Below are 21,222 nucleotides of genomic sequence, written 5' to 3'. Positions count from 1 at the left end.
ATAGTAGAGCGTTTCCCCGCTCACGGCACATGAAGGCCACCCGCCAGGTTGGCGAGTGGCCCGCTAGGAGTCTCCCAGATTATTTCATCTGTTCTTTGATTCTGGCGATCGTTTGAGCGGCAGTCAAATAATCGCTCTCCGTGGAAGCGGCCTGGCTGTATTTCGCCTGCTCGAACAAATGCAGCAGCGCGTCCAGATCCGCCTTCAGCCATGTGCTTTGCGCCGTCCAGCGGAGAATCGCCTCGCGGATCGTCTCATGCTCCTGACGCCGGTAGCCTTTGCGCCTGCTGAAACGCTGCAGCTTTTCGAAGTCCGCAACAATTTTTTCATTGAAATTGACGGCCTGCTGCTTCCTTTCGTCGGATGTCCCTATTTTCAAGACGCCCTTTTTCACTAGCAAATACACAGCCGCTGCGAGCACAACCAGCAGAATGGCTCCCGCTACGGCCAGTTTCACCCATGGAAAGCTTGCTTTGCTTTCGGCTACGGGCGTTTCGCTGACAGTGGTATCGATGGCCGGAGTAGCCGTCGGCACAGGCTGCGCCTCGGGATACACGTTTGGAAGCCTGAACCCGGACGTAGGCTCGAACGAAATCCAGCCGTAGCCCTCGAAATAAATTTCGACCCAGGAATGGGCGTCGGAATTTCTCACCGTGTATGTGCCTGCGCCGTCCACATCGACGTTTTGCATATACTGGCTGATCGCTCCGAAATCGCGCAGCTCGTCAGGCATTTGAGCCGTGCCGGAGGTGTACCCTTTTACCCAGCGCGTAGGCAGGCCGATCGAACGGGCGAGCACGGCCATCGCGGTCGAGTAGTAATCGCAGTACCCCTGCTTGATTTCGAATAAGAAGCGGTCTGTGAAATCTTTGCTTTTGCCTTTGCTTTCGTCCGGCGTATTCGTATACGGATACGTTTCGTTCAAATATTTTTCAAGCAGCCGGGCTTTGTCGTAGGCATTGTTTCCCGGTTTCGTTATATCGGCGGCCAACTGCTTGACGCGGGCGGGAAGGTCGGCGGGAAGCTGCAAATACTCGCTCCAGTCCGCCCTCTGCGAATAGTCGACATTCACCTTGCGCAGACCTTCCTCGTCGAGGATCGCTTGCTGGCTGACGATTGTATACTCCTTCGGATAAGCGCCCTCGCCGTTAAAGCGCAGCTCGGACTGCCTGGGCGACCAGAGAAGAAGGTGAAACGGATTTTCGCCTTTGTTGATTTCCGCGACTTTTTGAATCGGAAAGCCGCCGAACAGCACCGGGTACGCTTCCTCTTTTTCCATGACGATGTCCTGCGTCACTTCCTTGGTCTGCAGCAGCGACGTATTGAACCGCGGATCCTGCCGCAAATTGCCGGCATTGACGTAGCTGACCGGGAGCTTTTTCTCCGCATCGCTCATTTCCCAGCCCGATCCGTTGTACAACGCTCTGGTTTCCCCGCGGAAATAGGTCCGTTTGGAAGCGACGACGGTCATGACCGGCGAATAATCGTACCGGAAGCCGCCGCCCAATTTCGAATCGTCCCGGCTGTAGCCGGATGAGGCGTCCGCCGTCGACGCCGTTACGCTGACCCCTTTGCCGAGCAGCGGAACAGCCTCGCCGCGGCTTTTTTTCCAGGCCGTATACGGATCCGTCAGCAGCGGATCGATGGAAGGCGCAAGCGCTCCGACGAACACCGTTACGGCAACGATCAGCACGATGGGCAGGCCGATGGAGGAAGGATACTCGCTGATCGCTTCCCAAATGACCGGTGCGCGGTGCTTTAATCCGTTGAAATGCTGAATGACCAGCAAGGACAGCCCGCAGAACAGCACCATCGCGACTTGCGGCCACAAATAAAACACGCTGAAAGAATCCCGCACGGCGAAAAACAGCACGCTGACTACGATTAGCACAAAGATGCGGAACCTGGACTGGAAGAAATGCATCGCCGCCAAATAAGCCAGCCATGCCGCCAAACCGAACCAGATAAAGGGCTCGATCTGGCTTGTATTTTGAGCCGCAAATTGCCATAACGTTTCCAAAGACTTGATTTTTACAGGGACAAAGTGATAATTCAGGTACAAGCCATGCCAAACGATAATAAGCAGCAATTGGATGACGCCGCGCCAAACTTTGTGCAAGCCGGGAACAAAGTACGCCAGCCCGGTCACAACCAAAGTTCCGCTGACGAGGGCGACAGTTTCTTTCAGCCAGATGACCTGCTCCAGCTGAATCCACAATACGTATTGGTACAAGAAAAGCCCGGTCAAAAGCGCCGTCATCCGCTGCGGCCAATCGGTCAGCAATATTCGTCTCCAACGGGAATTACGCATACCGCTTCGCTCCCCCCAGCAGGTTAGGCAGATCGGCCAGTTGGCCGATCTCGTAACCCGTATATCCTTGGGACCGGACCTGTTTGAGCCAATCGGCCGCCTCTCCTTCGCCCGGCGCCTGCTTGGCGGGCGCGGCCGGAGGAGCCGTATGAATCCACATGTGGCAAGGGTTCATTTGCAAATGATGGACTTGATGCAGCAGCTGCATCATCGGCGCGTCGTGCTGCGGCGAAACGATGACAAAAAAGCAGCCTGGCGGAAGCTGGCGCGAACGGTCTTTCACGATGTTCCCAAGCGAATAAAAGCCGTCTGGTTCGATGCCGACAAGATGATTCATAATTTGCTTGTGATGATTCTGGCTTTGTCTCGGTTCGAAGTAAGCGGCTTCCTTCCCGGTCGACAGCAAGCCCAGCGCCAGATCGCGGCTGGAAGCGTAGCGGAACAGAGAAGCGGTCACCGATACCGCCAGCTCGAATTCGGCGGCATTCCGGTACGCACGGCTGGAACGGTCGAGCAGAACGATCGTCTTCGGCAGCGATTCCCGTTCGAACTCTTTGGATTTCCACGTTCCGGTCTTCGCCGTCGCTCCCCAATGAATCCGCGACAGGCGGTCCCCGTAAATGTACTCGCGCACGCCGTTGATCTGCGTCGTTTCGCGGTGAGCGCGGGTAGTCGTGGAATGGTGCTGCAGCCCTTTGAGCATTTGATGAAACTGCACCCATTCACGGATCGGCACGGTTTGCGGGTAAACGATAACCTGCTGCTGAAGTTCCAGACGTCCTTTATGCTCGAAAAAGCCGAAAATATCTTCCGTAAGGCACTCCGTAAGCCCGAAGCGGTACAGCCCGCGCCGCAAAGGAGGCGTGCTGTACACAAGCTCCCCTCTGCGTCTCCAGTCCGGAACGAGCGTTCCCTCGAAAACCGTTTCTTCCCCGTTCTGCCGGATGAGTTGATCGCGGATCATCACATAAGGAATCGGCCAAAAGCCGGGAATTTGCACATGAATGCCAACCTGCAGCGTTTGTCCGGCATCGAGCTCGGCGAGCTGCTCGGAGCCCGCCAGCTTGCGGGAGCCCTGCGTTCTCTTCACTCCGCTCCAATTTCCCAGCAGCAAATATACGGATAAAATCAAGACGGTTAAAAAAAGCATGGCGGCCAGCTTGCCGCCTTGAAAAAGCAAAAAAAGCAAACTGCCGGCCAAGCAAAAAGTCACGATCCACAAGCCTGTCGGAAAACGGGGCCGTTCCCCCGTCCGCCCTATGAACAGTCTGTTCATGCGGCTCACTTCTCCAATCGTACCGGCACGCGAACCTGCTCGAAAATCGATTGCAGAACAGAGGTGACGGTCGCTCCGTCCATGCGGGCTTCGGATTGAAGTATCATTCTGTGCCCGAGAACGTAAGGAGCCAAATATTTAATATCGTCAGGGATTACATATTCTCTTCCGTTCATGAACGCATAAGCTTTGCAGGCGAGCAAAAGCGATAAAGTGGCGCGCGGACTCGCTCCCAAAAATACGGATTTATGCTCCCTCGTTTTCCTCGCGATCGCAACGAGATAGTCGGCTACCGCTTCATCCATGTGCACGTTCCGCACTTTGTCCTGCATATCGAGCACCTGCGCGGTATCCGCGACGGGTTCCAGCGATTCCATCGGATTCGCCTTGCTCTGCGTGGCGATCATCCGCTTCTCCGCAGCTTCATTCGGATAGCCGAGGCTGAGCTTAATCATGAAACGGTCGAGCTGCGCTTCCGGCAGCATGTAGGTGCCTTCAAAATCGATCGGATTTTGCGTAGCCAGCAGCAGGAATGGCGACGGAAGCTCATGCAGGTCCCCGTCCACCGTAATGTGCCGTTCTTCCATAGCTTCCAGCAGCGCCGATTGCGTCTTGGTCGTCGCCCGGTTGATTTCATCGACCAGCAAAATATGGGTCATAACCGGGCCCGGCCGGAACAAAAACTTCTCCTCTTTGGGATGATATATGGAAACGCCTGTAATATCGGATGGCAATAAATCCGGATTGCATTGAATTCGGCGGAACTGGCCTTCGATCGAGCGGGCCAAAGCTTTGATGAGCACGGTTTTGCCGGTGCCCGGAACATCCTCGAGAAGCACATGCCCGCCGGCCAGCAGGGCAGTCAGCAGCAGGTCGATCTCTTCCGTTTTCCCCAGAATGCAGGCTTCCAAATTCGCTTTCAAGCGGGCTAATATTTCTGCGTGTCGTGGCGTGACAGTTTCCATGTGTGATCCTCCCTAGAGTTTTACGTCAGTAAAGCTAGCTTCGTAAGCATAGCTGAATTCTGCGGTAGAAAAACTAAATTTGTAAGCATTACTGAGTCCTGCGTCAGTAAAACTAACATCGTAAGCATGCTTCTGTAAAATAGAACGAACAAGTTTTATGAAAAGCTTATTTTTCAGACTGCTGTAAGACTCACACGCCAGGAGATGGTCCGGCCCAGTTGCTTGGCAGCACGCGTGAAGAAAACCTGCAAAAATGCAGTTTTTTGCTCGTTGATACGCTAACCAACAAATATTCCTGCAAATGTGCAGTTTTTTCGCGAGCACTTGAGCTTCAGGCCCATTTTGACCGGGAATTCCTGCACAATTGCAGGCTTTTCCTCAAAAATGGACCACATGCGTAGAAAAGCCTGTACTTTTGCAGGTTTTCGGTTTGCGAGGCCGCTTTACGGGTGGGTGGTTTGCGCTAACGATTAGGGTTGTGCGGGTGGCCGCGCCAACGATTAGATCTATGCTTGGGCTGCGCCAACAATCAGGGATTCGCCTGGGCTGTGCCATCGATTAGGGCTTCCCTTCGGACGCGCAACGGTCAAGGCTTTGCCTGCGTTGCGCCATCGAACAGGCTTTGCCTGGGCTGCGCCATCGATCAAGGATTCCCTTCGGTTGCGTCAACGACCGGGGATTCGCCCGGGTTGTGCCATCATTCAAGGATTCCATTCGGCTGCCCCAATCAGAGCGTCGTGGTTTTCCCTGGCAGTCTGATTTTTGCTGCTTGTTCCAGCGGAATTAGTCGTAATTACTTGAAAATCTAGGTAAAAGGGCTTAATTCCAGTTTACAAGATTCTTTTTCTTGCGTATACTTGTAAATTCTCTAAATTTGTTTGTAAACAATAACCATTTTGCACCGGCGGCCGGAGCAGTTATGCGTTTGGCGGGGGAGCAGTTATTCGTCCGGTGGGTGGAGTTACTTTTGTGCATATCCCCCGCTAAGCTCCCCTGCCAGACTCCTATTGTAATTAGACGCCAAACAAGCCTCAACGGTTTCATCCGTGAGGCTTTTCTCGGTCAAAACTTTTTATCCTTTGGGCTTGACCAGCACCGCGGCCAAAAATGAAAAAATAATCGCCGCCGAAATGCCGGCGCTCGTCACTTCAAAAATGCCGGTGATGATGCCGATGGCTCCGTCTTTCTGCATTTCCTCCAGTGCTCCGTGCACAAGCGCATTGCCGAAGCTCGTAATCGGCACCGTGGCGCCGGCGCCGGCGAATTTGATCAAAGGCTCATAAATCCCGCAGCCGTCCGCGATAGCGCCCAGAACGACAAGTATGCTCATCGTATGAGCGGGACTCAGCTTGCCGACATCAATCAGCAGCTGCCCCAATACGCAGATGGCGCCGCCTACAATAAAGGCCCATACAAAAGTCATTTCTATCTCCCTCCTGACTCGATAGAAACCGCATGCGCGATACAGGGAATGCTCTCTCCCTGCTGAAAAGACAGCGGCGACAACAGCGCACCCGTCGCCACGACAAGCACCCGCTTCAGCTCGCCTTTCTTGATGCGCTTGAGCAAATGGCCGTACGTGACGGTCGCCGAGCAGCCGCAGCCGCTTCCGCCGGCTTGCACCGACTGCTTTTCCCGGTCGTAAATGATGAGCCCGCAATCGTCGAATTGGGTCTGTTCGATCGGAAAATGGTGCTTTTCGAACAGCTCCCTGGCGATGTTCAGTCCGACCGATGCCAGATCGCCGGTAACGATCAGGTCGTAATACCCGGGCTCCCGGCCCAAGTCGCGGAAGTGAGCCTGGATCGTATCCACCGCGGCGGGGGCCATGGCCGCTCCCATATTGAACGGATCCTTGATCCCCATATCGACGATCCGGCCGATTGTAGCCGAGGTGACGACGGGACCGTCGCCTCTGGGAGCGAGAACGGCGACCCCCGCGCCGGTCACCGTGTACTGCGCCGTCGGCGGCTTCTGCGAGCCGTACTCCGTCGGATAGCGGAACTGCTTCTCCGCCGTGCAGTTATGGCTGCAGGTGCCCGCCATGACACGGTTCGCGGCGCCGGAGTCGATCAGTTGGGCGGCCAGCGCCAGCCCCTCCATCGAAGTCGAGCACGCGCCGAAAATGCCCAGATACGGGATAGCGAGCGTGCGCGCGGCAAACGTGTTGGAGATGATCTGATTCATCAGATCGCCTCCGACATAGAACTGCACCTGGCCGCCGGTAATTCCGGCATAGTCGAGAGCCCGCTGCGCGGCTTCTTCCAGCAAAGCCCGCTCCGCCTTTTCCCACGTTTTTTGCCCGAGGGTCAAATCGCCGTGAACGATGTCGAAATCTTCGCTGATCGGGCCTTGCCCCTCTTCAGGTCCGACAACGGTCGCCGTCGCGATGATAACGGGCCGTTTTTCAAAAATCCAGCTCTGATGTCCTTTCAGCATACGTCATCCCCCTATGCCCAAAATCAGATGCACGAGACCGACGAAAAAAGCGGCGACCGTTCCGAACACGATCACCGAGCCCGCCAGCTTGAACATACTGCTGCCTACGCCGAGCACCAGTCCTTCGGACTTATGCTCAATCGCCGCGGAGCACATCGAGTTGGCAAACCCTGTTACAGGCACGGCCGTACCCGCTCCCGCCCATTGCGCCATTTTGTCGTAAACGCCAAAACTGGTCAAGATAACGGAGATAATGATAAGGACAGCCGATGTCGGGTTGCCCGCCGTTTTCTCCGTAAAGCCGCAGCGGATAAATATTTGCATCAGGCATTCCCCGATAAGACAGATCGCGCCGCCTACCAGGAAAGCGCGGATGCAGTTTTGCAGCACCGGTCTGGGGGGCTCCTTTTCCTTGGCCAGCCTTTGGTATTCCTGCTGCGTCATGGTCATATTTTTTTTCTTGTTGTCTGCCATGCGTTTCCTCCTTCTGCAGGTCAGCGATTAGTTTTTTAGCAGCGGTCCCAGTTCCTTCAATACACGGTTAAGCTCCTCCGAGCAATGTCCATACATCTCTTTTGCCGCCTGTTGGTTCGTGGTCAAAGAAAAGAGCTCCAAATCGGCTTCGCATTTTTTCAGCGTGGCAAGCAGCATCGGCTTCTGGCTCGGCGAAGGCACCTTTAGCTTGTCATCGTAAAGATCGACCGTCAAAATGCCGTCCGTATCCACCTGGGCGATAAATACGTTTTCTTTCGTTACCCCCAATTTATCCAGCTCTTCATGGAGCCATCCTCTGCTTTTACCTGCTATCGCCAGAGGCTCGTCCATGATGACGCCGTCCGAAATCACATCCTGCGAGGGCTTGGTGACCGGCAGCTTCATGCCGAGATGCGCAGGCGTTAGCGGCTGATTTTCGCTTTTCAACAGTACACTCAAATCTCCGCTCGCTTCCAGCATCGCAAATTCGACGTCCGCTACCCGGAACACGCTTTTCGTGCGAAGCTGCTCCAGAAGCTCATCGGAGGTGTACCGTTCCTTTTTCAAATTGTCCTCCAAAATTTTGCCGTCTTTCACGAGCACCGTCCCCTTTCCCTCGAACCATGTCCGCAATATTTTGCTTTTCAATGTGAGGAGTTCGAGCCCCAGCGGGACAATGGACCATACCGCCATGGCGATAATGCCGTGCGAGAAGTGAGCTTCAATATCCGTGGAAGTGACCCCGGCCAAATCGCCGATCGCAATTCCCGTCACATATTCGAAAAATGTAAGCTGGGATATTTGTTTTTTGCCGAGAATCCTCGTGAAAATGAACAGCGTGAACAAAGACGTTAACGATCTGACAACGATATGTAACCAGTCAGGCACATGTCGTACCTCCCTTTTGCGATTGTTACGATCAAAAGTCATTATATGCGATTTTGAAAAGTTCTATTAGAATTCAAAAATGGATTTTATTTCCATGTTAATCCTGGCGGTTTTGGGTATCTTATCGTCTTAGGGAGGTGATCAATTTGACAGTAGCAGCTCAAGTTAAAACTTGCCTGGCTTCGTTAAAAAGCGCGCAGGCAAGCCTGGAAACATTTGCACTCAGCACGCAAAACCAAGAGGCTAAGCAGCTTTTTCAAACTGCCGCACAATCGACCCAGCAGATCGTCGACCAAGTTTCGTCGCGCGTTCAACAGCTGGAGAATGAAGAGCCTCAGTACAAAGGCTTTTAGCATATAGTGCCGCGACAAATAAGAAACAGCCGACTGCGCATTTGCGTCCGCAGCCGGCTGTTTCTGCGTTTATATCCATAACAGCACAATCAAGCTCAGCAGCACAAACAAAACCAGGACCATCAGCACAATCGCCGTTTTTGACATCAAACCCGCCTCACATTCCGATAAAATGGCACGTTTTCAATCGCTGTAGTCCATTGTATGCGTGATCGAAGGAGGACGTGCAAGCGCCTATCCGCGGTAGCGCAAAAAACCGTCCCCCTCTCTGTTCCGAGAGTGCGGACGGCTGTATGTTAAGCTTACTGCGCTTATAGCTTATAGATGAGACTTCATTTTCAAAATCAACTCGGACAAAGCCGCTTGCTCCTCGACGGTCAGCGCTTGCGTGATGCGCTGCACGAAGCAATTGCAATGCTGCGGAAAATTGTCCAGCAGTTGTTGCGCCTTCTCCGTCGGAGAAATGATAAAGCTCCTGCGGTCGCAATGAGCGAGCTTGCGCTCGATATAGCCTTTTTGCTCCAGACTGTCCAGCAGACGGGTCAACGTGCTCAGGCTGACGGCAGGTATTTGCTGGGCGATTTCCTTCACGACGATCGGACCTTTCATGCCTAGGACGTACAGTACGTTGAATTCATGGCGGGAAAGATCGGCGCTGCAGGCGAAGCTGTATTGGTATTGTTGAAGGGATTGCCCCATGCTGATCAGAAAATCGCTGATGATTTCGTTGTACTGTCGTTCCGTTCTCAGCGTCATAAGGACGTACCTGCCTTTCCCACAGGATGCATTCAACTTACAAAAAGTTATCGCGAAAGTCAATACGGCAATGAAGGCGATATATGGTAGAATACTAGAATAACATGAAACGCCGATATTGAAAAATGTTGAGCTCATAGAGGGAGAGATTGGATCGTAATGACCACACAAATCATCCATGCTTTAAAACAGCGCCGCGCTGTCCGCAACTACGAAGCCCGCGAGGTGGAAGACTCCAAAATCGAAACGCTGCTCGAAGCCGCCGTTCTGGCGCCTAACGACCGCTTGCGGGAGCCGTGGCATTTTTATGTCATTCGCGGGGAAGCGAAGTCCCGGTACGAGACGATAGCCAAACAGTTTCTCGAGGAGCGGTTTCCGACCAAACCTCATTTGGTCAAAGAATCGCTGCTCGTTCTCGAAAACACGCCGCTCGTCATCGTCGTAACGGCCGACTTGATCCCCGGAGACGAAGCGTCCTCCGAAGATAATGAATATGCGGCGGCATGCGCCATTCATTCCATGTGGCTGACGGCTCAGGAACTCGGGCTCGGACTCGTCTGGCGGACGCGGGGCATCGGGCTCGTGCGGGACGAGCGCATGCATCAATTTATCGGCTCGCCCGACAACAAAAAAATCGTCGGCACTTTGTTCATCGGCTATCCGGCCGCAGAGACGCCGCCGACAGCGCGCACTTCGTTCCGTGACAAGACAACGTACTTGTGAATCAAAGTAACGGGCGATAAAAACCGTTGAGGCGCCGTTAGCTGCTCGCTAAACGCGGGAAATCGGCGCTGCACGTCTCCCCCTCCCATACACAAACATGAAAAATCAGCTCAACCGGTTCGGACAAGCTTAAAGTAGAGTCCGCGGAGCCCGTTTGGCAAAGTGCCGGGCAGCGCCGTAAAACAACGGCTTGCCAGCCGAAAAAGCCTGCGAAAGTGCAGGTTTTTCCCAAGATAGCGGGGCGTTTGGCGGAAAAACCTGCAATTGTGCAGGAATTCCCGCTCCCGACGGGCCAAAACTTGAATTTGAGCGAAAAAACCTGCACATTTGCAGGAATAATTCAAATCCGGAGCAGTAAGGAGCAAAAAGATGTACTTTTGCAGGCATTCTGCGGCGGGGGTTCGTCCTCAGACGCCCGGGCCGAGCCTGGAGCTTGATGCATCCGATGGTTACATCGGCTCAGGCGGACCTAGGCGCGGATTCTCTGCTCGAACGATGTTTTGCATCGTTGCGAGGTGCTCGGATCGCGGGTGGCACCTGAAGCTCGATGCATCCGATGGTTTACAGCGGGCTCGCACATGTACAGCCTGGTGACGGTTTCGCTTGACAGCGCCTGACTGCGGTGATACCATCTTTTATATCCAAGTTTTACAATTGGAATTCGCATCTATACCCCATCGATGGCCTGCCACCGGTTCACCGGAGACACAATGATCGCCCGCCTTGTCCGAGCGATCGTGTGTCTTTTTTTTCATCATTTGACCAATGAAGGGGGCTTACAGGACGATGGTTGAAACATTGCTTATTTCCGAGGCGTTTGAGATTGAGCTTGGTGACGGCCTGCGTATACAGGGGAATGTACAGCTGCTGGACGACGGATTGGCCAAACCGGTTCTTATCGCCAGCCACGGATTTCAAGGATTCAAAGATTGGGGCTTCTGGCCCCGCGTCACTTCGGAAATTTCGCTGCGCGGCTACTACACGGTAAGCTTTGATTTCTCCCGCGTGTATGCCGGGAAATCCGGCGCCGATGAAAAGCTTTTGGCGGCCGTATCCACGATATCCGCGGAACTTGCCGACCTCGGCATCGTTTTGGCCGAGCTTGTATCCGGCAGGCGGATCTGAACCGAATCGCGCTGTGGGGACACAGCCGCGCCGGCATCAGCAATCTCGTATTTGCCTCCGAGCATCCGGAAATCCGCGCCGTGGCCGTGTGGAACGGCGGAGCGAGCCCCCAGCTTCCCGAGGGAGAGACGACTGGTGGGAGCGCCCGGCAGCTCGCCGTTTTTGAAGACCTGGCGAACAACGAAGACCGGTTTGATATTCGCAGCGTGCTGGCCGAACTGGCTATCCCCGTGTTATTCGTACAAGGCGGCGACGATTCGGACCGGCTGCTGAGCGCTTTCCGGACGAATCGCACCATAGCTCCGCACCAATCTTTCGTGCAAATTCAGGGAGCGGATCATACCTTCGGCGTGTCGCACCCGTTGAACGGGACTACGCCTTATTTGGAGGAAGCGTTTGAAGCTACTGCAGCGTTTTTGTCCAATTCATATTGACATATACACACTTGCTTCCCTTTACTATTATGGAACAAAAAAAAGACCTCCGCCTGTTCCCTCGAACAAAAGTGGAGATCTCCGGATTCGCACGCGGATGATTACCGCAAAAACAGAACGAGCGGCTGGATGTTTTGCTCTCTGATGCATTCGACTACGAGCTTGGCGATTTCGATCGCGCCGAGTTCCTGGAAATGCGTATTGTCTTCCGCGCCGCGCCGGAAATTCGGGAATTCGCCGGGAAACGCCCATAGGAACAGCGATTTCGATGGCTCGGGGCCAAGCTTTTCATATAAAGCTTTTGTTTTGGCCCCAAGATCGATGAGCAGGACGTTCTCTTCTTCGGCGAGCTGCTTCATGGCCGTAATGTAATCGCCGTGCGTATCGATCAAGGTGCCGTCGGCGGCAAAAAAGCGCCGGTGTACCGGAGTGACCAGAACCGGGATCGCCCCCCGCTGCCGCGCACCGTCGATGTACGCCTGCAAATGCTGCTTATACGTCGTAAATGGGGACGTATGCCGCTCTTCGTCCTGCTTTTGATCGTTGTGGCCGAATTGAATGAACAAGTAGTCGCCCTGTGCAATACGCCGCCAAATCGCATCGAGACGCCCTTCGTCGATAAAGCTTTTCGAGCTTCGGCCGGAGTACGCGTAGTTCGCGACGGCAGCGTCCGCTTTAAAGAAAAGCGGCAGCATCTGCCCCCAGCCCGCATAGGGATAGCCTTCAGGCGGCTGATCCGTGACGGTGGAATCCCCCGCCAGGAACAGCGTTGCCGCCTGCTTCGCGGGCGCGATCTCCATGGCGTTGACCCGCGGGGCCGCGCCGGAAAAAGCCAGCTTCAGGCAGCCGTCCTGAACATGCACAGTAAAGGAAACGACGGCAAACTCGCCCGCCGCCGTCTCCAGATTCGCCAGCATCAGCCGGCCCATGCCCGCTTTAATTCCCGTGCAGGTGGGCGTGATCAAGTCGCCCATCGTTACGGTAACCCGGTAGTTGCCGTCAGGAACATCGACGGCAAACACGGCGCCGGCTGGAATGCAAAAGTCGCCGCGCAGCGCATCCGGCTTCCCTCTGTCGCGCGAGTAAACGCGGGTCGTATCCAGAAAGCCGTACCCCCGTTCCTGCGTATAAAGTGTGCTATCCAGAACTTGAGTATACCCTTCCTCGACGGTTCCCGGCCCGAAATCAAATTTATATAGAGCGGTCATGGTTCACACTACCAATCTTTGTGGTTGATTAAAGACGAGAGGAACACAAGTCCGAGCCCTTGGCCCCAGCCCTGAATCCGCTTGTACGGAACCCCTCTGTAGCCGTCGATATCGCGCATAACGGCCGTTCCCGCAGAAACGCCGGTCACCGTGCCGTCCTCCGAAATTTTCGACAGTATTCCGCGAATCGACTTGTTGATGTATTTGTTGTACAGCCCTCCGCTTCCGAGCAATGCCGCTGCGATGCCCGCCGAGCCGGACGTTTCCGGGTAGGAGGTCGGGTCTGTCAGCACGGTGTGCCACAAGCCGCTTTCATCCTGCAATCGGACGAGAGCGCTTAATTGGTCGCGCAGCGAGCCTTCGATAATCATGAACGACGGGTGCGTCACGTGGACGATGCCGAGCGCACGGGCCATCGTAATCGCCGCCCAGGAATTGCCGCGGGCCCAAAACATGCCCGACATATGATTTTGCGCGATGTGGTCCCAGCCGTGGTAGTATAAGTTCGTCGACATATCCTGCAAATAATTTTCGTGGCCGTGATACTGCTTGAGACCGTCTTCCAAATAATCTTCCCGGTTCAGCAGCGCGCCGATCCGCAGCAAAAAGTAACCGGCCATAAACATCGTATCCACCCATGCCTGCTGCGGGAAGTTATACGACTCCGAGTTAACGGTATGCTGGAACACGCCTTCCGCGAACCGCTCCGCGTCATGCTTCAAAAACTCCGCCATCTGCGTGGCGATCTCGATGTAGCGGTCTTCGCCGGTCGCCTTGTACAGCGTCAGCAGCGAGTGGCCGATGGAAATGCCGTTGACCGACAGCTTCGGCAGCCCATCCTCCAATTTTTCGTCGACCCATTCCTTGAGCATGTGCAAATACTCTTCATTTCCCGTCGCTTCATAAGCTTCGGTAACTCCGTAAAAGGCTACGCCACCCGGCCAATCCCAATTGAAGTCCATGCGGAACGTGCGCCGGACGACGCGGTCAATCACTTCCCGAATTTGTTGCGGATCAAAATCTAGTGCTGGCATCTCTGTCATTTCTCCTCTCATTTTCGGTTATCCTTTGAGCCCGCTTGTGCTGATGCCTTCGACGATATATTTTTGGAACACGACAAACACGATGAAAATCGGCACAAGCGACAGCGTCGACATCGCGAACATACCGCCCCAGTTGTTCAATGCATCATTGTCCAAAAATAATTTAAGCGCAAGCGAAACCGGATACAATTTGGGGTCATTCAAATAGAGCAGCGGCGTATAGAAATCATCCCATCTCCAGTAGAACGAAAAGATGGCGCATGTCACTAGAGCCGGAACGATCAATGGAACGATAATTTTATAAAAGATCGCATATTTGCTGCAGCCGTCCATTTTGGCGGCCTCGTCGAGCTCCGGCGGTATCGTGCGGATAAACTGGATGATCAGGAAAATAAAAAACGGAATTCCGAAAAACTGAGGAACGATCAACGGTTTAAACGTGGACAGCCAGCCGATTTTGGCGAACAGCACGTATTGCGAAATGATTGTGACGTCCTGCGGCAGCAGCAGCGTCAGCATGACCGCGCCGAACCACAGCTTACTGCCGAAAAAGCGGATGCGGGCAAAGCCGTAGCCGACCAATGCCGAGGAAATGACGGCGCCGACGGTCGAAATGATGACGATAATAAACGAGTTTTTCATAAACGTGGTGAAGGTCGTGCCCGCAAAGCCTTGCCAGCCCTTAGCATAGTTGCTCCATTCAAGGCGGCTCGGAATCAGGCTTCCCGCTGTCGTATAAATTTCATCGTTAGGCTTGAGCGAGCTGGCAACGAGCCAAAGTATCGGATACAAGGCAACCAGGGCGATTGCGCACACGAAAACGTGATACAAGACCGATCTCAAGCTTTGGGATTGAATCCGCATGTCAAACGCCTCCTAGTTTTCATAATGAACCCAATACTTGGATGTTTTGAAAATAACGAGTGTAATGATTCCGATAATGAGCAGCATGACCCACGCCATCGCGGACGCATAGCCCATCTCGAAAAAGACGAACGCGCGGTGGAATAAGTAAAGCGAATACAGCAGCGTATGCCCGAGCGGGCCGCCCTCGCCGTTGGAAATGATGTAGGCGGGCGTAAAGGTCAGGAAGCCGGAAATCGTCTGCAAAATCAGGTTGAACAAAATAATCGGACTCAGCAGCGGGAGCGTGACGTTGAAAAACTTGCGGAACGGCCCCGCGCCGTCCACACTTGCCGCCTCGTAGTATGTTGCCGGAATGTTTTTCAGGCCGGCCAGGAAGATGAGCATGGACGAACCGAACTGCCAGACGGAGAGCAAAATCAGTGTGCCGAGCGCCGTGGCCGGGTACCCGATCCAAGCAATGTTCGTTTCGATCCCGACCATGCCGAGCAGTGCGTTCACAAGACCTTTGTCCCCGAAAATTTGCCGCCACATGATCGAAACGGCCACGCTGCCGCCGATCAGGGAAGGCAGATAGTACGTCGCCCGGTAAATGGCGATGCCCCGCGCCGCCACATTCAGCAGCATCGCTACGAGCAGCGCGATAATCAAGCGGGCCGGGACCGAAGTCAGCACGTAGGTCAGCGTAACTTCGAGCGATTGGATAATTTTGTCGTCTTCGGTAAACATCTTCTGGTAATTCGCGAAGCCGACCCATCTGGGCGTTGAAAGCAGGTCATACTCCGTAAATGAGAAATAAAGAGACGAGAGTATGGGATACACCGTAAAAATCAGGAAGCCCAGTATGAACGGTAAAATAAATACGTATCCGACCACATGATCGTTTTCTTTCAGCAGCGATTTCATCGAACCACTCCTCTCCTCCGCTATGTTTATGCCGGAAGGGCGGCCCATCGGCCGCCCCCCCGTTCACGTCTACCGATCCATGAATGTCAGCTTATTTCTTGTTTTTGGCGAGAATGGCGTTCGCTTCTTTTTGGAACTTGGCGGCGCCTTCTTCGACCGTAATTTTTTTGAACAGCATTTGATCCTGAACGTCTTTGAGCAGTTTGCTTACTTCGGCCGCGCCCGCAGGGTCCGGCGGATCCATCGGGCTGCTGTTTTTCTCGGCCCAGGCTACATAGTCGTACACCTGCACTTCTTCAGGCTTCAAAGTAGGCTTCATCGCCTCCTTCACCTTGCTGGACAGCGGAATGCCGCGGTCGCCTTTAATGATTTTGTTCGCTTCCGGATCGTTCAGGAACCAGTTGATGAATTTCGCCGCCTCTTCTTTTTGCTTGGAGCTTTTGGCGACGGACAGCAGCATGCTCGGCTTCATGTACAGCCCTTCCTTGCTGTTCGGCCCCGGCAATCCGCCGATCATCAAAGGCCGTTTCGCCGCTCCCTGCAAAGGAATGAACTGATTCGACCAAGCCATCGTCATAAAGCCTGTGCCGAGCGCAACCGGATTTTCCTCAGGCGTTCCTTTGGAAAGCGCTATTTTGTCCAGCGTATCCATGTAGCCTGCGTCATACCATTTTTTGTACTGCGTCCAATAATCGATGAAATATTTGTTGTCCGTATACCCGAGTCCGGTACCATCGTTGTTAAAGTAATGCTGGCCTTGCGTACGCAAATAATAAGGGAAAAATACGTCGTACCGCATATGGTCGAGCAGCTTGCCCTGTTCCTTCATTTTCTTGGCGAGCTGATCCAGATCGGACCAGGACCAGTTGTTCGGATCGAAGGTCGCGCCCGCTTTTTTGATCATATCGGCGTCGTAGATCGCGCCCATCGCATTAACGCCGGTCGGGATGCCGTACAACTTGTCTTTCACTTTCCCCGTACCGACGGCCGACTCCGACATCGCGCTGGTGTCGATCACTCCGCTTTTGGTCAAAGCGGTCAAATCTTCCAGCTGGTCTTTTCCGCCGTATTGGCTCAAGTAGGAAATGTCCATCTGGATAATATCGGGAAGCTGGTTAGCCGCCGCTTGCGGAGCGAGCTTTTTCCAATAATCGTCAAACCCGGAGTACTCGGCGTCGATTTTTACATTCGGATTTTTTTGCTGGTACATTTCGATCAGCTTCAGCGTATAATCGTGCCGCGCCTGACCTCCCCACCAGGCAAATCTCAGCTTGACATCCCCTTTGGCGGCTGTCGTCGCTGCGGGAGCCTGCGTTGCTGCAGCACCGGGACTTCCGCCCGCATTGCCTGCATTGCCGCCATTGCTGCAGCCGATTGCCGAGATCAGCATAGCCGCGGATACGATGGTTGTAAACGCTTTACGTTTCATCTTGATTCATCCCCCTCAAACTTAAGTACCTGTTCTGCATCTTTATTATCAACAAAATAAGACACAAGATGAATGCAATAATCCGCCATGTTTGTTTAAAAAACAGTGATCATTCGTTAATACCCTCTTTTATACTCGGTAGGCGCGCAGCCGGCTATTTTTTTGAAAACCTGGCTGAAATACTGGGGATTGTCTCCGAATCCAAGCTGCTCGGCAAGCTCAAAAATTTTTACGTCGTCCTGATTTTTAATCATATCCATCGCCTTGGCGACGCGCAATTTAACGACATAATTCGAGAATTTTTCCCCTGTTTCTTTTTTGAACAATTTGCCGAGGTAGTCCGGGTTCATGTACAGCATCTGGTGCGCCACCCAATTCAAAGACAATTCCGGGTTGCCGAGCCGCTCGTTCAAGATCGCGATCACTTTTTGAATAATGACCGAATATTTCGTCCGGTTGCGCTCGTAATTGAGCTGCGTAATTTCTTTGGCGATCGATTTGAGAAAAGCGATGCTCTGCTGAAGCGTTTCCATTTGCGCGAACCGGACCGTATGGTTCATGTACTCGACCATTTGTTCCTCCGAGCACAAGCGCGCCATCGAAATATACAGCTGCAGGACGTACGATTTCGTCGTTTGGATATCCATGCGGGAGCTCAGCAAATTGTCGAAAAAACGGTCGATTTCCGCGCCCGCCTCCTCCCAGTTCCCCGTACGGACCGGAAACAAAATGCGGTCCTCGTCATGGACGAAACCGCCGCCCCGCAGCATCGCGGAATCCGGGATATCCCGCATCGTAATGAGCCCGCCTTCGCCCAAATAAAACCGGTGCCCCAAACATTCCAGCGCCTGCAGATACAACCGTCTCGCATCTGCCATATCGCCGGCCTCGCTCAAAGCCACCGTCGTTTCCAGCTTGTAGTACATCTTGAAAATACGGCTGACTTCGCCGATTTGCTTGTGCAAAAGCCCGATATCCTCCCGGTCTTTGACGACGATCAGCACCTGTTCTCCGACCGTCGAGCTGAGCAGCGAATCTTCCAGCAAATCTTCGGCGATATTTTTCACCGCAAACAGATGCTCGTACTCGAATTTGCCCTCCAGCCGAAAAACGATGAACCGCACCTTGCCGCCGATCTGCAGCCCGAAGAGCTCGCTGTAATATTCCCATTCGCGGCTGCCATACGATTTGTTCATGACAAACTCCTTCAAAAACTGCTCTTTCACGTGCGGCAGCACTTTGCGCATATTGTCCTTCATCGAGCGGATAAAATCTTCCTTGCTCTCCTCCTGCCTGAACTCGCCGGCGATTTCTTTTAGCGAAGCAATGATCGCGTTCTCGTTGCAGGGCTTGAGCAAATAATGCTTGACCCCATACTGCATCGCAGCCTGGGCGTATTCAAACTCGTCAAAGCCGGACAGCATAATAAAGCGGATGCGCGGATGCGTTTCTTTCACCTTCGCGACCAGTTCCAGCCCGTCCATGCCCGGCATGCGGATGTCGCTGATAATGATGTCGGGCGCATGCTCGCTTACGAACGAATACGCCTCAATCCCGTTGCGCGCCGTTCCCGCCAATTGCGTCTCCGCAGATCTCCAATCGACAATCGAAGAAATTCCTTCCAAAATCATGCGTTCATCGTCAACAAGCAAAACTTTATACATAAACGGCTACCCCCTCTTCATACATGGTATTCGAACAGTGACACAAGCTCCGCCTTCTTCTCTGTTGCCGATCCGGATCCCGTATTGCTCCCCGAAAGCGATTTTGATCCGCTCGTCGATGTTTTTCAGGCCGACTCCGGTTCCTTTCGACTTCTTTTCACCGTTCATAATTTGTTGCAAATAATGCTCATCGATCCCCGGCCCGTTGTCCTCGACCGTTATTTCCAGCGCTTCGCCGACTTCTTTGGCAGCAATTCGGATCACGCACGGCTCCAGCTTCACTTCGAGCGCATACTTTACCGCGTTCTCCATCAGCGGCTGCAGCGTCAGCTTCGGTATGCCGCAGCTTTTCAGCTCATCCGGAACCGACATGCCGAAGTCGAGCCGTTCCTCGAATCTGACTTTCTGAATCGTCACATAGTGCTGGACAAGCTCCAGCTCGGCTCCGACCGTAATCATGTCCTGCTTCATGTTGATCGAAGAACGCAGCAAAAAGCCCAGCGCTTCCACCATTTGCGACACCTGCGTCTGCCCGTTCATCTTGGATATCCAGTTGATCGACTCCAGCGTATTGTACAAAAAATGCGGATTGATTTGCGCCTGCAAAGAGCGAAACTCCGTCTCTCGGATCATGAGCTGCTTCGTGTAGTTTTCTTTAATCAGCTCCTGAATGCGCAAAATCATCATCCGGTACGTGCGATACAGCAGCCCGACCTCGTCCATCTGCATATCCGGAGGCGCTTTCAGCGGAAAGTCCGAATTTTCCAGGTCGCCGATTTGCAGGCCGCGCATGCTCGCAATGAGACTTTCGATCGGCCGCGTAATGCTTCTCGCCATGGCGATTCCGAAGCCGGCCACGAGCAGGAAGCTGACGATGAACGCGGCGATCATCACATTTTTCATCATAATGATGCGGTGGAAAATTTTTTGAAAAGGAATCGTATTGTAATACGTCCAGCCCATATAATCCGAGTGAATATGCGAGACAAAATATTTCTCTCCCCCGTCGTCGATAATCCGGAAGCCTTTTAAAGCAGCGGGGCTCGAATCGCCGATCAGGGAGCTCATGCCGGACGTGCGCGGATAAACTAATTTATTGCCCGAGACGATCAGCATCTCGCCTTCTCTCGTCACCGCCTCGCCGGCATGCCTGTCGACGATTTTTTCCAGGTTCACTCTGACGACGAGCACCCCCAGCTTTTTCATCTCCAGGTTATTAAACGAGCGGATCTGCCTCGAAGCGATCAGGCTGTAATCCTCATCATCGGGAAAAACCCACCCCAGGCTGCCGACATGAAGGTTCGCCGCATCCAGCACCTGTTTCTGCCGCTCGCTTGAAAACGTTATCAAATTCCCGCTGGAAAAGCTGCCGCTGCCCGTATCCAAAATATCGGCCGACACGATATACGTCTCCGTATTGATATACTGCACGAGCCGGTCGACAAGCCTTGTGCGCGCCTGAATCCGGTCGTACTCGGAAGGGTTGCCGTTCATAACCGCCAAATCCTGCTGGATCTGCACGTCCGACATGACGTTAAAAGTAAGCCGCTCGATTTTGCTCAGCTCATTCTCAATGAGCGTGGAAGAAAGATTGAGCACCTGCGAGGACTTCTGGTAAATTTGCTCGTCGTAAGTCGAATAGGCAACCTGCAGACCTGCAAAGGAAATGCCCGAACTGAGCAGCATGCTGACCGTGATCAAAAGAAACAGCTTTGTCGTAATGCGCCAAGCCCGAATTTCCAGCAGCCGGTTCTGAATCCAGAATTTCATCCCTAACCACCACGTTTCTGTCGTAAGTGTGTCGAATCATAGAAGATTGGTTCGCGATGCATGGAGATTTCTCCTTTAAAACGAAAAAAAATGCCGCCCCTTCGTCATTATAATGACTTAAGGGACAGCTTCTTATTGGGGGCCATAGGTATGGATGAGCCAAAACATGGACGAAGCGGGATGCGCCGCCGTTCGTTGAAGCGGCCCAGCAGCCAGGTAGCCCGGCAGGCCGTAAAATCTGTGAAATCTCTCATGACGTGCTGAATGTCACCCCGCAAAACCTATGAAAACTCGACTGCTGATACACCCTCCCGCCTGAACTGGCCCATCGTCATTGGCAATGAGCGGAAAGCCTGCAAAAGTGCAGTTTTTTGCTCGTCGATACGCTTGCAGCGAAAAATTCCTGCAATTGTGCAGGCATTTCGCAGCAAATATGGGCTCAGACTCGTTTTAGCCGAAAATTCCTGCACAATCGCAGGCTTTTCGCCAAAACGAGCCGTTTTCACGGAGAAAGCCTGCACTTTTGCAGGCTTTTTCTGCGCCGCCGGGCGACACCGTTTCTAGCGGGCGTGTTCTCCGAGCCGAGCCAAACAG

The 21,222-nt window shown here is 53.5% G+C and carries 20 protein-coding genes; 4 read left to right on the top strand and 16 right to left on the bottom strand.

The features are described 5' to 3' along the window. Window positions 1-79: 79 nt before the first annotated feature. From AC0LWT_RS21900 to AC0LWT_RS21870, 7 genes are all read right to left on the bottom strand, one after another. Complete coding sequence (locus tag AC0LWT_RS21900; RefSeq protein WP_474683397.1) at window positions 80-2,311, bottom strand: DUF4129 domain-containing transglutaminase family protein; 2,232 nt, start codon at window positions 2,309-2,311, stop codon at window positions 80-82. Next, window positions 2,304-3,587: a DUF58 domain-containing protein gene (locus tag AC0LWT_RS21895; protein ID WP_474683396.1), complete on the bottom strand. Its 1,284-nt coding sequence runs from the start codon at window positions 3,585-3,587 to the stop codon at window positions 2,304-2,306. Before AC0LWT_RS21895 ends, AC0LWT_RS21900 begins: the two co-directional genes overlap by 8 nt. Window positions 3,588-3,592: 5 nt before the next feature. Then, window positions 3,593-4,552, bottom strand: a complete 960-nt coding sequence (locus tag AC0LWT_RS21890; RefSeq protein ID WP_474683395.1) for an AAA family ATPase — start codon at window positions 4,550-4,552, stop codon at window positions 3,593-3,595. 1,072 nt (window positions 4,553-5,624) lie between these two features. After that, the gene (gene spoVAE, locus AC0LWT_RS21885) at window positions 5,625-5,975 is read right to left on the bottom strand and encodes a stage V sporulation protein AE (protein ID WP_474683394.1); all 351 of its coding nucleotides are present in this window, start codon (window positions 5,973-5,975) and stop codon (window positions 5,625-5,627) included. 2 nt (window positions 5,976-5,977) lie between these two features. Next, window positions 5,978-6,991 (bottom strand): stage V sporulation protein AD, encoded by a 1,014-nt coding sequence (spoVAD, locus tag AC0LWT_RS21880; RefSeq protein ID WP_474683393.1) that lies wholly within the window; start codon window positions 6,989-6,991, stop codon window positions 5,978-5,980. A 3-nt stretch (window positions 6,992-6,994) separates the two neighbouring features. Next, the gene (gene spoVAC, locus AC0LWT_RS21875) at window positions 6,995-7,465 is read right to left on the bottom strand and encodes a stage V sporulation protein AC (RefSeq protein WP_474683392.1); all 471 of its coding nucleotides are present in this window, start codon (window positions 7,463-7,465) and stop codon (window positions 6,995-6,997) included. A gap of 27 nt (window positions 7,466-7,492) precedes the next feature. Further along, entirely contained in the window at window positions 7,493-8,395 is a 903-nt protein-coding gene (locus AC0LWT_RS21870) for a DUF421 domain-containing protein (protein WP_474683391.1), read from the bottom strand. Between the two features lie 104 nt (window positions 8,396-8,499). Between AC0LWT_RS21870 and AC0LWT_RS21865 the strand changes: the two genes are divergently transcribed. Continuing rightward, the gene (locus tag AC0LWT_RS21865; protein WP_474683390.1) at window positions 8,500-8,706 is read left to right on the top strand and encodes a DUF1657 domain-containing protein; all 207 of its coding nucleotides are present in this window, start codon (window positions 8,500-8,502) and stop codon (window positions 8,704-8,706) included. 318 nt (window positions 8,707-9,024) lie between these two features. On the opposite strand, the gene AC0LWT_RS21860 is transcribed toward AC0LWT_RS21865, so the two are convergent. Continuing rightward, window positions 9,025-9,462 carry a MarR family winged helix-turn-helix transcriptional regulator gene (locus tag AC0LWT_RS21860; protein WP_474683389.1) on the bottom strand — a complete coding sequence of 146 codons (438 nt, stop codon included), beginning with the start codon at window positions 9,460-9,462 and terminating at the stop codon, window positions 9,025-9,027. A gap of 159 nt (window positions 9,463-9,621) precedes the next feature. Between AC0LWT_RS21860 and AC0LWT_RS21855 the strand changes: the two genes are divergently transcribed. The 3 genes from AC0LWT_RS21855 (at window position 9,622) to AC0LWT_RS21845 (ending at window position 11,744) form a co-directional block, all read left to right on the top strand. Then, window positions 9,622-10,185, top strand: coding sequence for a nitroreductase family protein (locus AC0LWT_RS21855; protein ID WP_474683388.1), 564 nt, complete (start codon window positions 9,622-9,624; stop codon window positions 10,183-10,185). Between the two features lie 786 nt (window positions 10,186-10,971). Beyond that, entirely contained in the window at window positions 10,972-11,310 is a 339-nt protein-coding gene (locus tag AC0LWT_RS21850) for an alpha/beta hydrolase (protein WP_474683387.1), read from the top strand. Between the two features lie 80 nt (window positions 11,311-11,390). Then, window positions 11,391-11,744: an alpha/beta fold hydrolase gene (locus tag AC0LWT_RS21845; protein ID WP_474683386.1), complete on the top strand. Its 354-nt coding sequence runs from the start codon at window positions 11,391-11,393 to the stop codon at window positions 11,742-11,744. A 101-nt stretch (window positions 11,745-11,845) separates the two neighbouring features. Here the strand turns inward: AC0LWT_RS21845 and AC0LWT_RS21840 are convergent, their stop codons facing one another. The 8 genes from AC0LWT_RS21840 to AC0LWT_RS21805 form a co-directional block, all read right to left on the bottom strand. Beyond that, a complete protein-coding gene (locus AC0LWT_RS21840; protein ID WP_474683385.1) occupies window positions 11,846-12,952 on the bottom strand; it encodes a rhamnogalacturonan acetylesterase in 1,107 nt (368 codons plus the stop codon). A gap of 8 nt (window positions 12,953-12,960) precedes the next feature. Continuing rightward, window positions 12,961-13,986, bottom strand: coding sequence for a glycoside hydrolase family 88/105 protein (locus AC0LWT_RS21835; RefSeq protein ID WP_474683384.1), 1,026 nt, complete (start codon window positions 13,984-13,986; stop codon window positions 12,961-12,963). A 27-nt stretch (window positions 13,987-14,013) separates the two neighbouring features. Beyond that, window positions 14,014-14,859, bottom strand: a complete 846-nt coding sequence (locus tag AC0LWT_RS21830) for a carbohydrate ABC transporter permease (protein WP_474683383.1) — start codon at window positions 14,857-14,859, stop codon at window positions 14,014-14,016. Window positions 14,860-14,871: 12 nt separating this feature from the next. Next, entirely contained in the window at window positions 14,872-15,765 is an 894-nt protein-coding gene (locus AC0LWT_RS21825) for a carbohydrate ABC transporter permease (protein WP_474683382.1), read from the bottom strand. 91 nt (window positions 15,766-15,856) lie between these two features. Next, window positions 15,857-17,194, bottom strand: a complete 1,338-nt coding sequence (locus AC0LWT_RS21820) for an ABC transporter substrate-binding protein (RefSeq protein WP_474683381.1) — start codon at window positions 17,192-17,194, stop codon at window positions 15,857-15,859. Window positions 17,195-17,310: 116 nt separating this feature from the next. Then, window positions 17,311-18,858: a response regulator gene (locus AC0LWT_RS21815; protein ID WP_474683380.1), complete on the bottom strand. Its 1,548-nt coding sequence runs from the start codon at window positions 18,856-18,858 to the stop codon at window positions 17,311-17,313. A gap of 6 nt (window positions 18,859-18,864) precedes the next feature. Then, window positions 18,865-20,628: a cache domain-containing sensor histidine kinase gene (locus AC0LWT_RS21810; protein ID WP_474683379.1), complete on the bottom strand. Its 1,764-nt coding sequence runs from the start codon at window positions 20,626-20,628 to the stop codon at window positions 18,865-18,867. Window positions 20,629-20,909: 281 nt separating this feature from the next. Further along, the gene (locus AC0LWT_RS21805) at window positions 20,910-21,134 is read right to left on the bottom strand and encodes a hypothetical protein (protein ID WP_474683378.1); all 225 of its coding nucleotides are present in this window, start codon (window positions 21,132-21,134) and stop codon (window positions 20,910-20,912) included. Window positions 21,135-21,222: the final 88 nt, after the last annotated feature.

The sequence above is a fragment of the Paenibacillus sp. sgz302164 genome (assembly GCF_056120505.1).
This window is presented reverse-complemented; position numbering and strand designations above follow the sequence as displayed.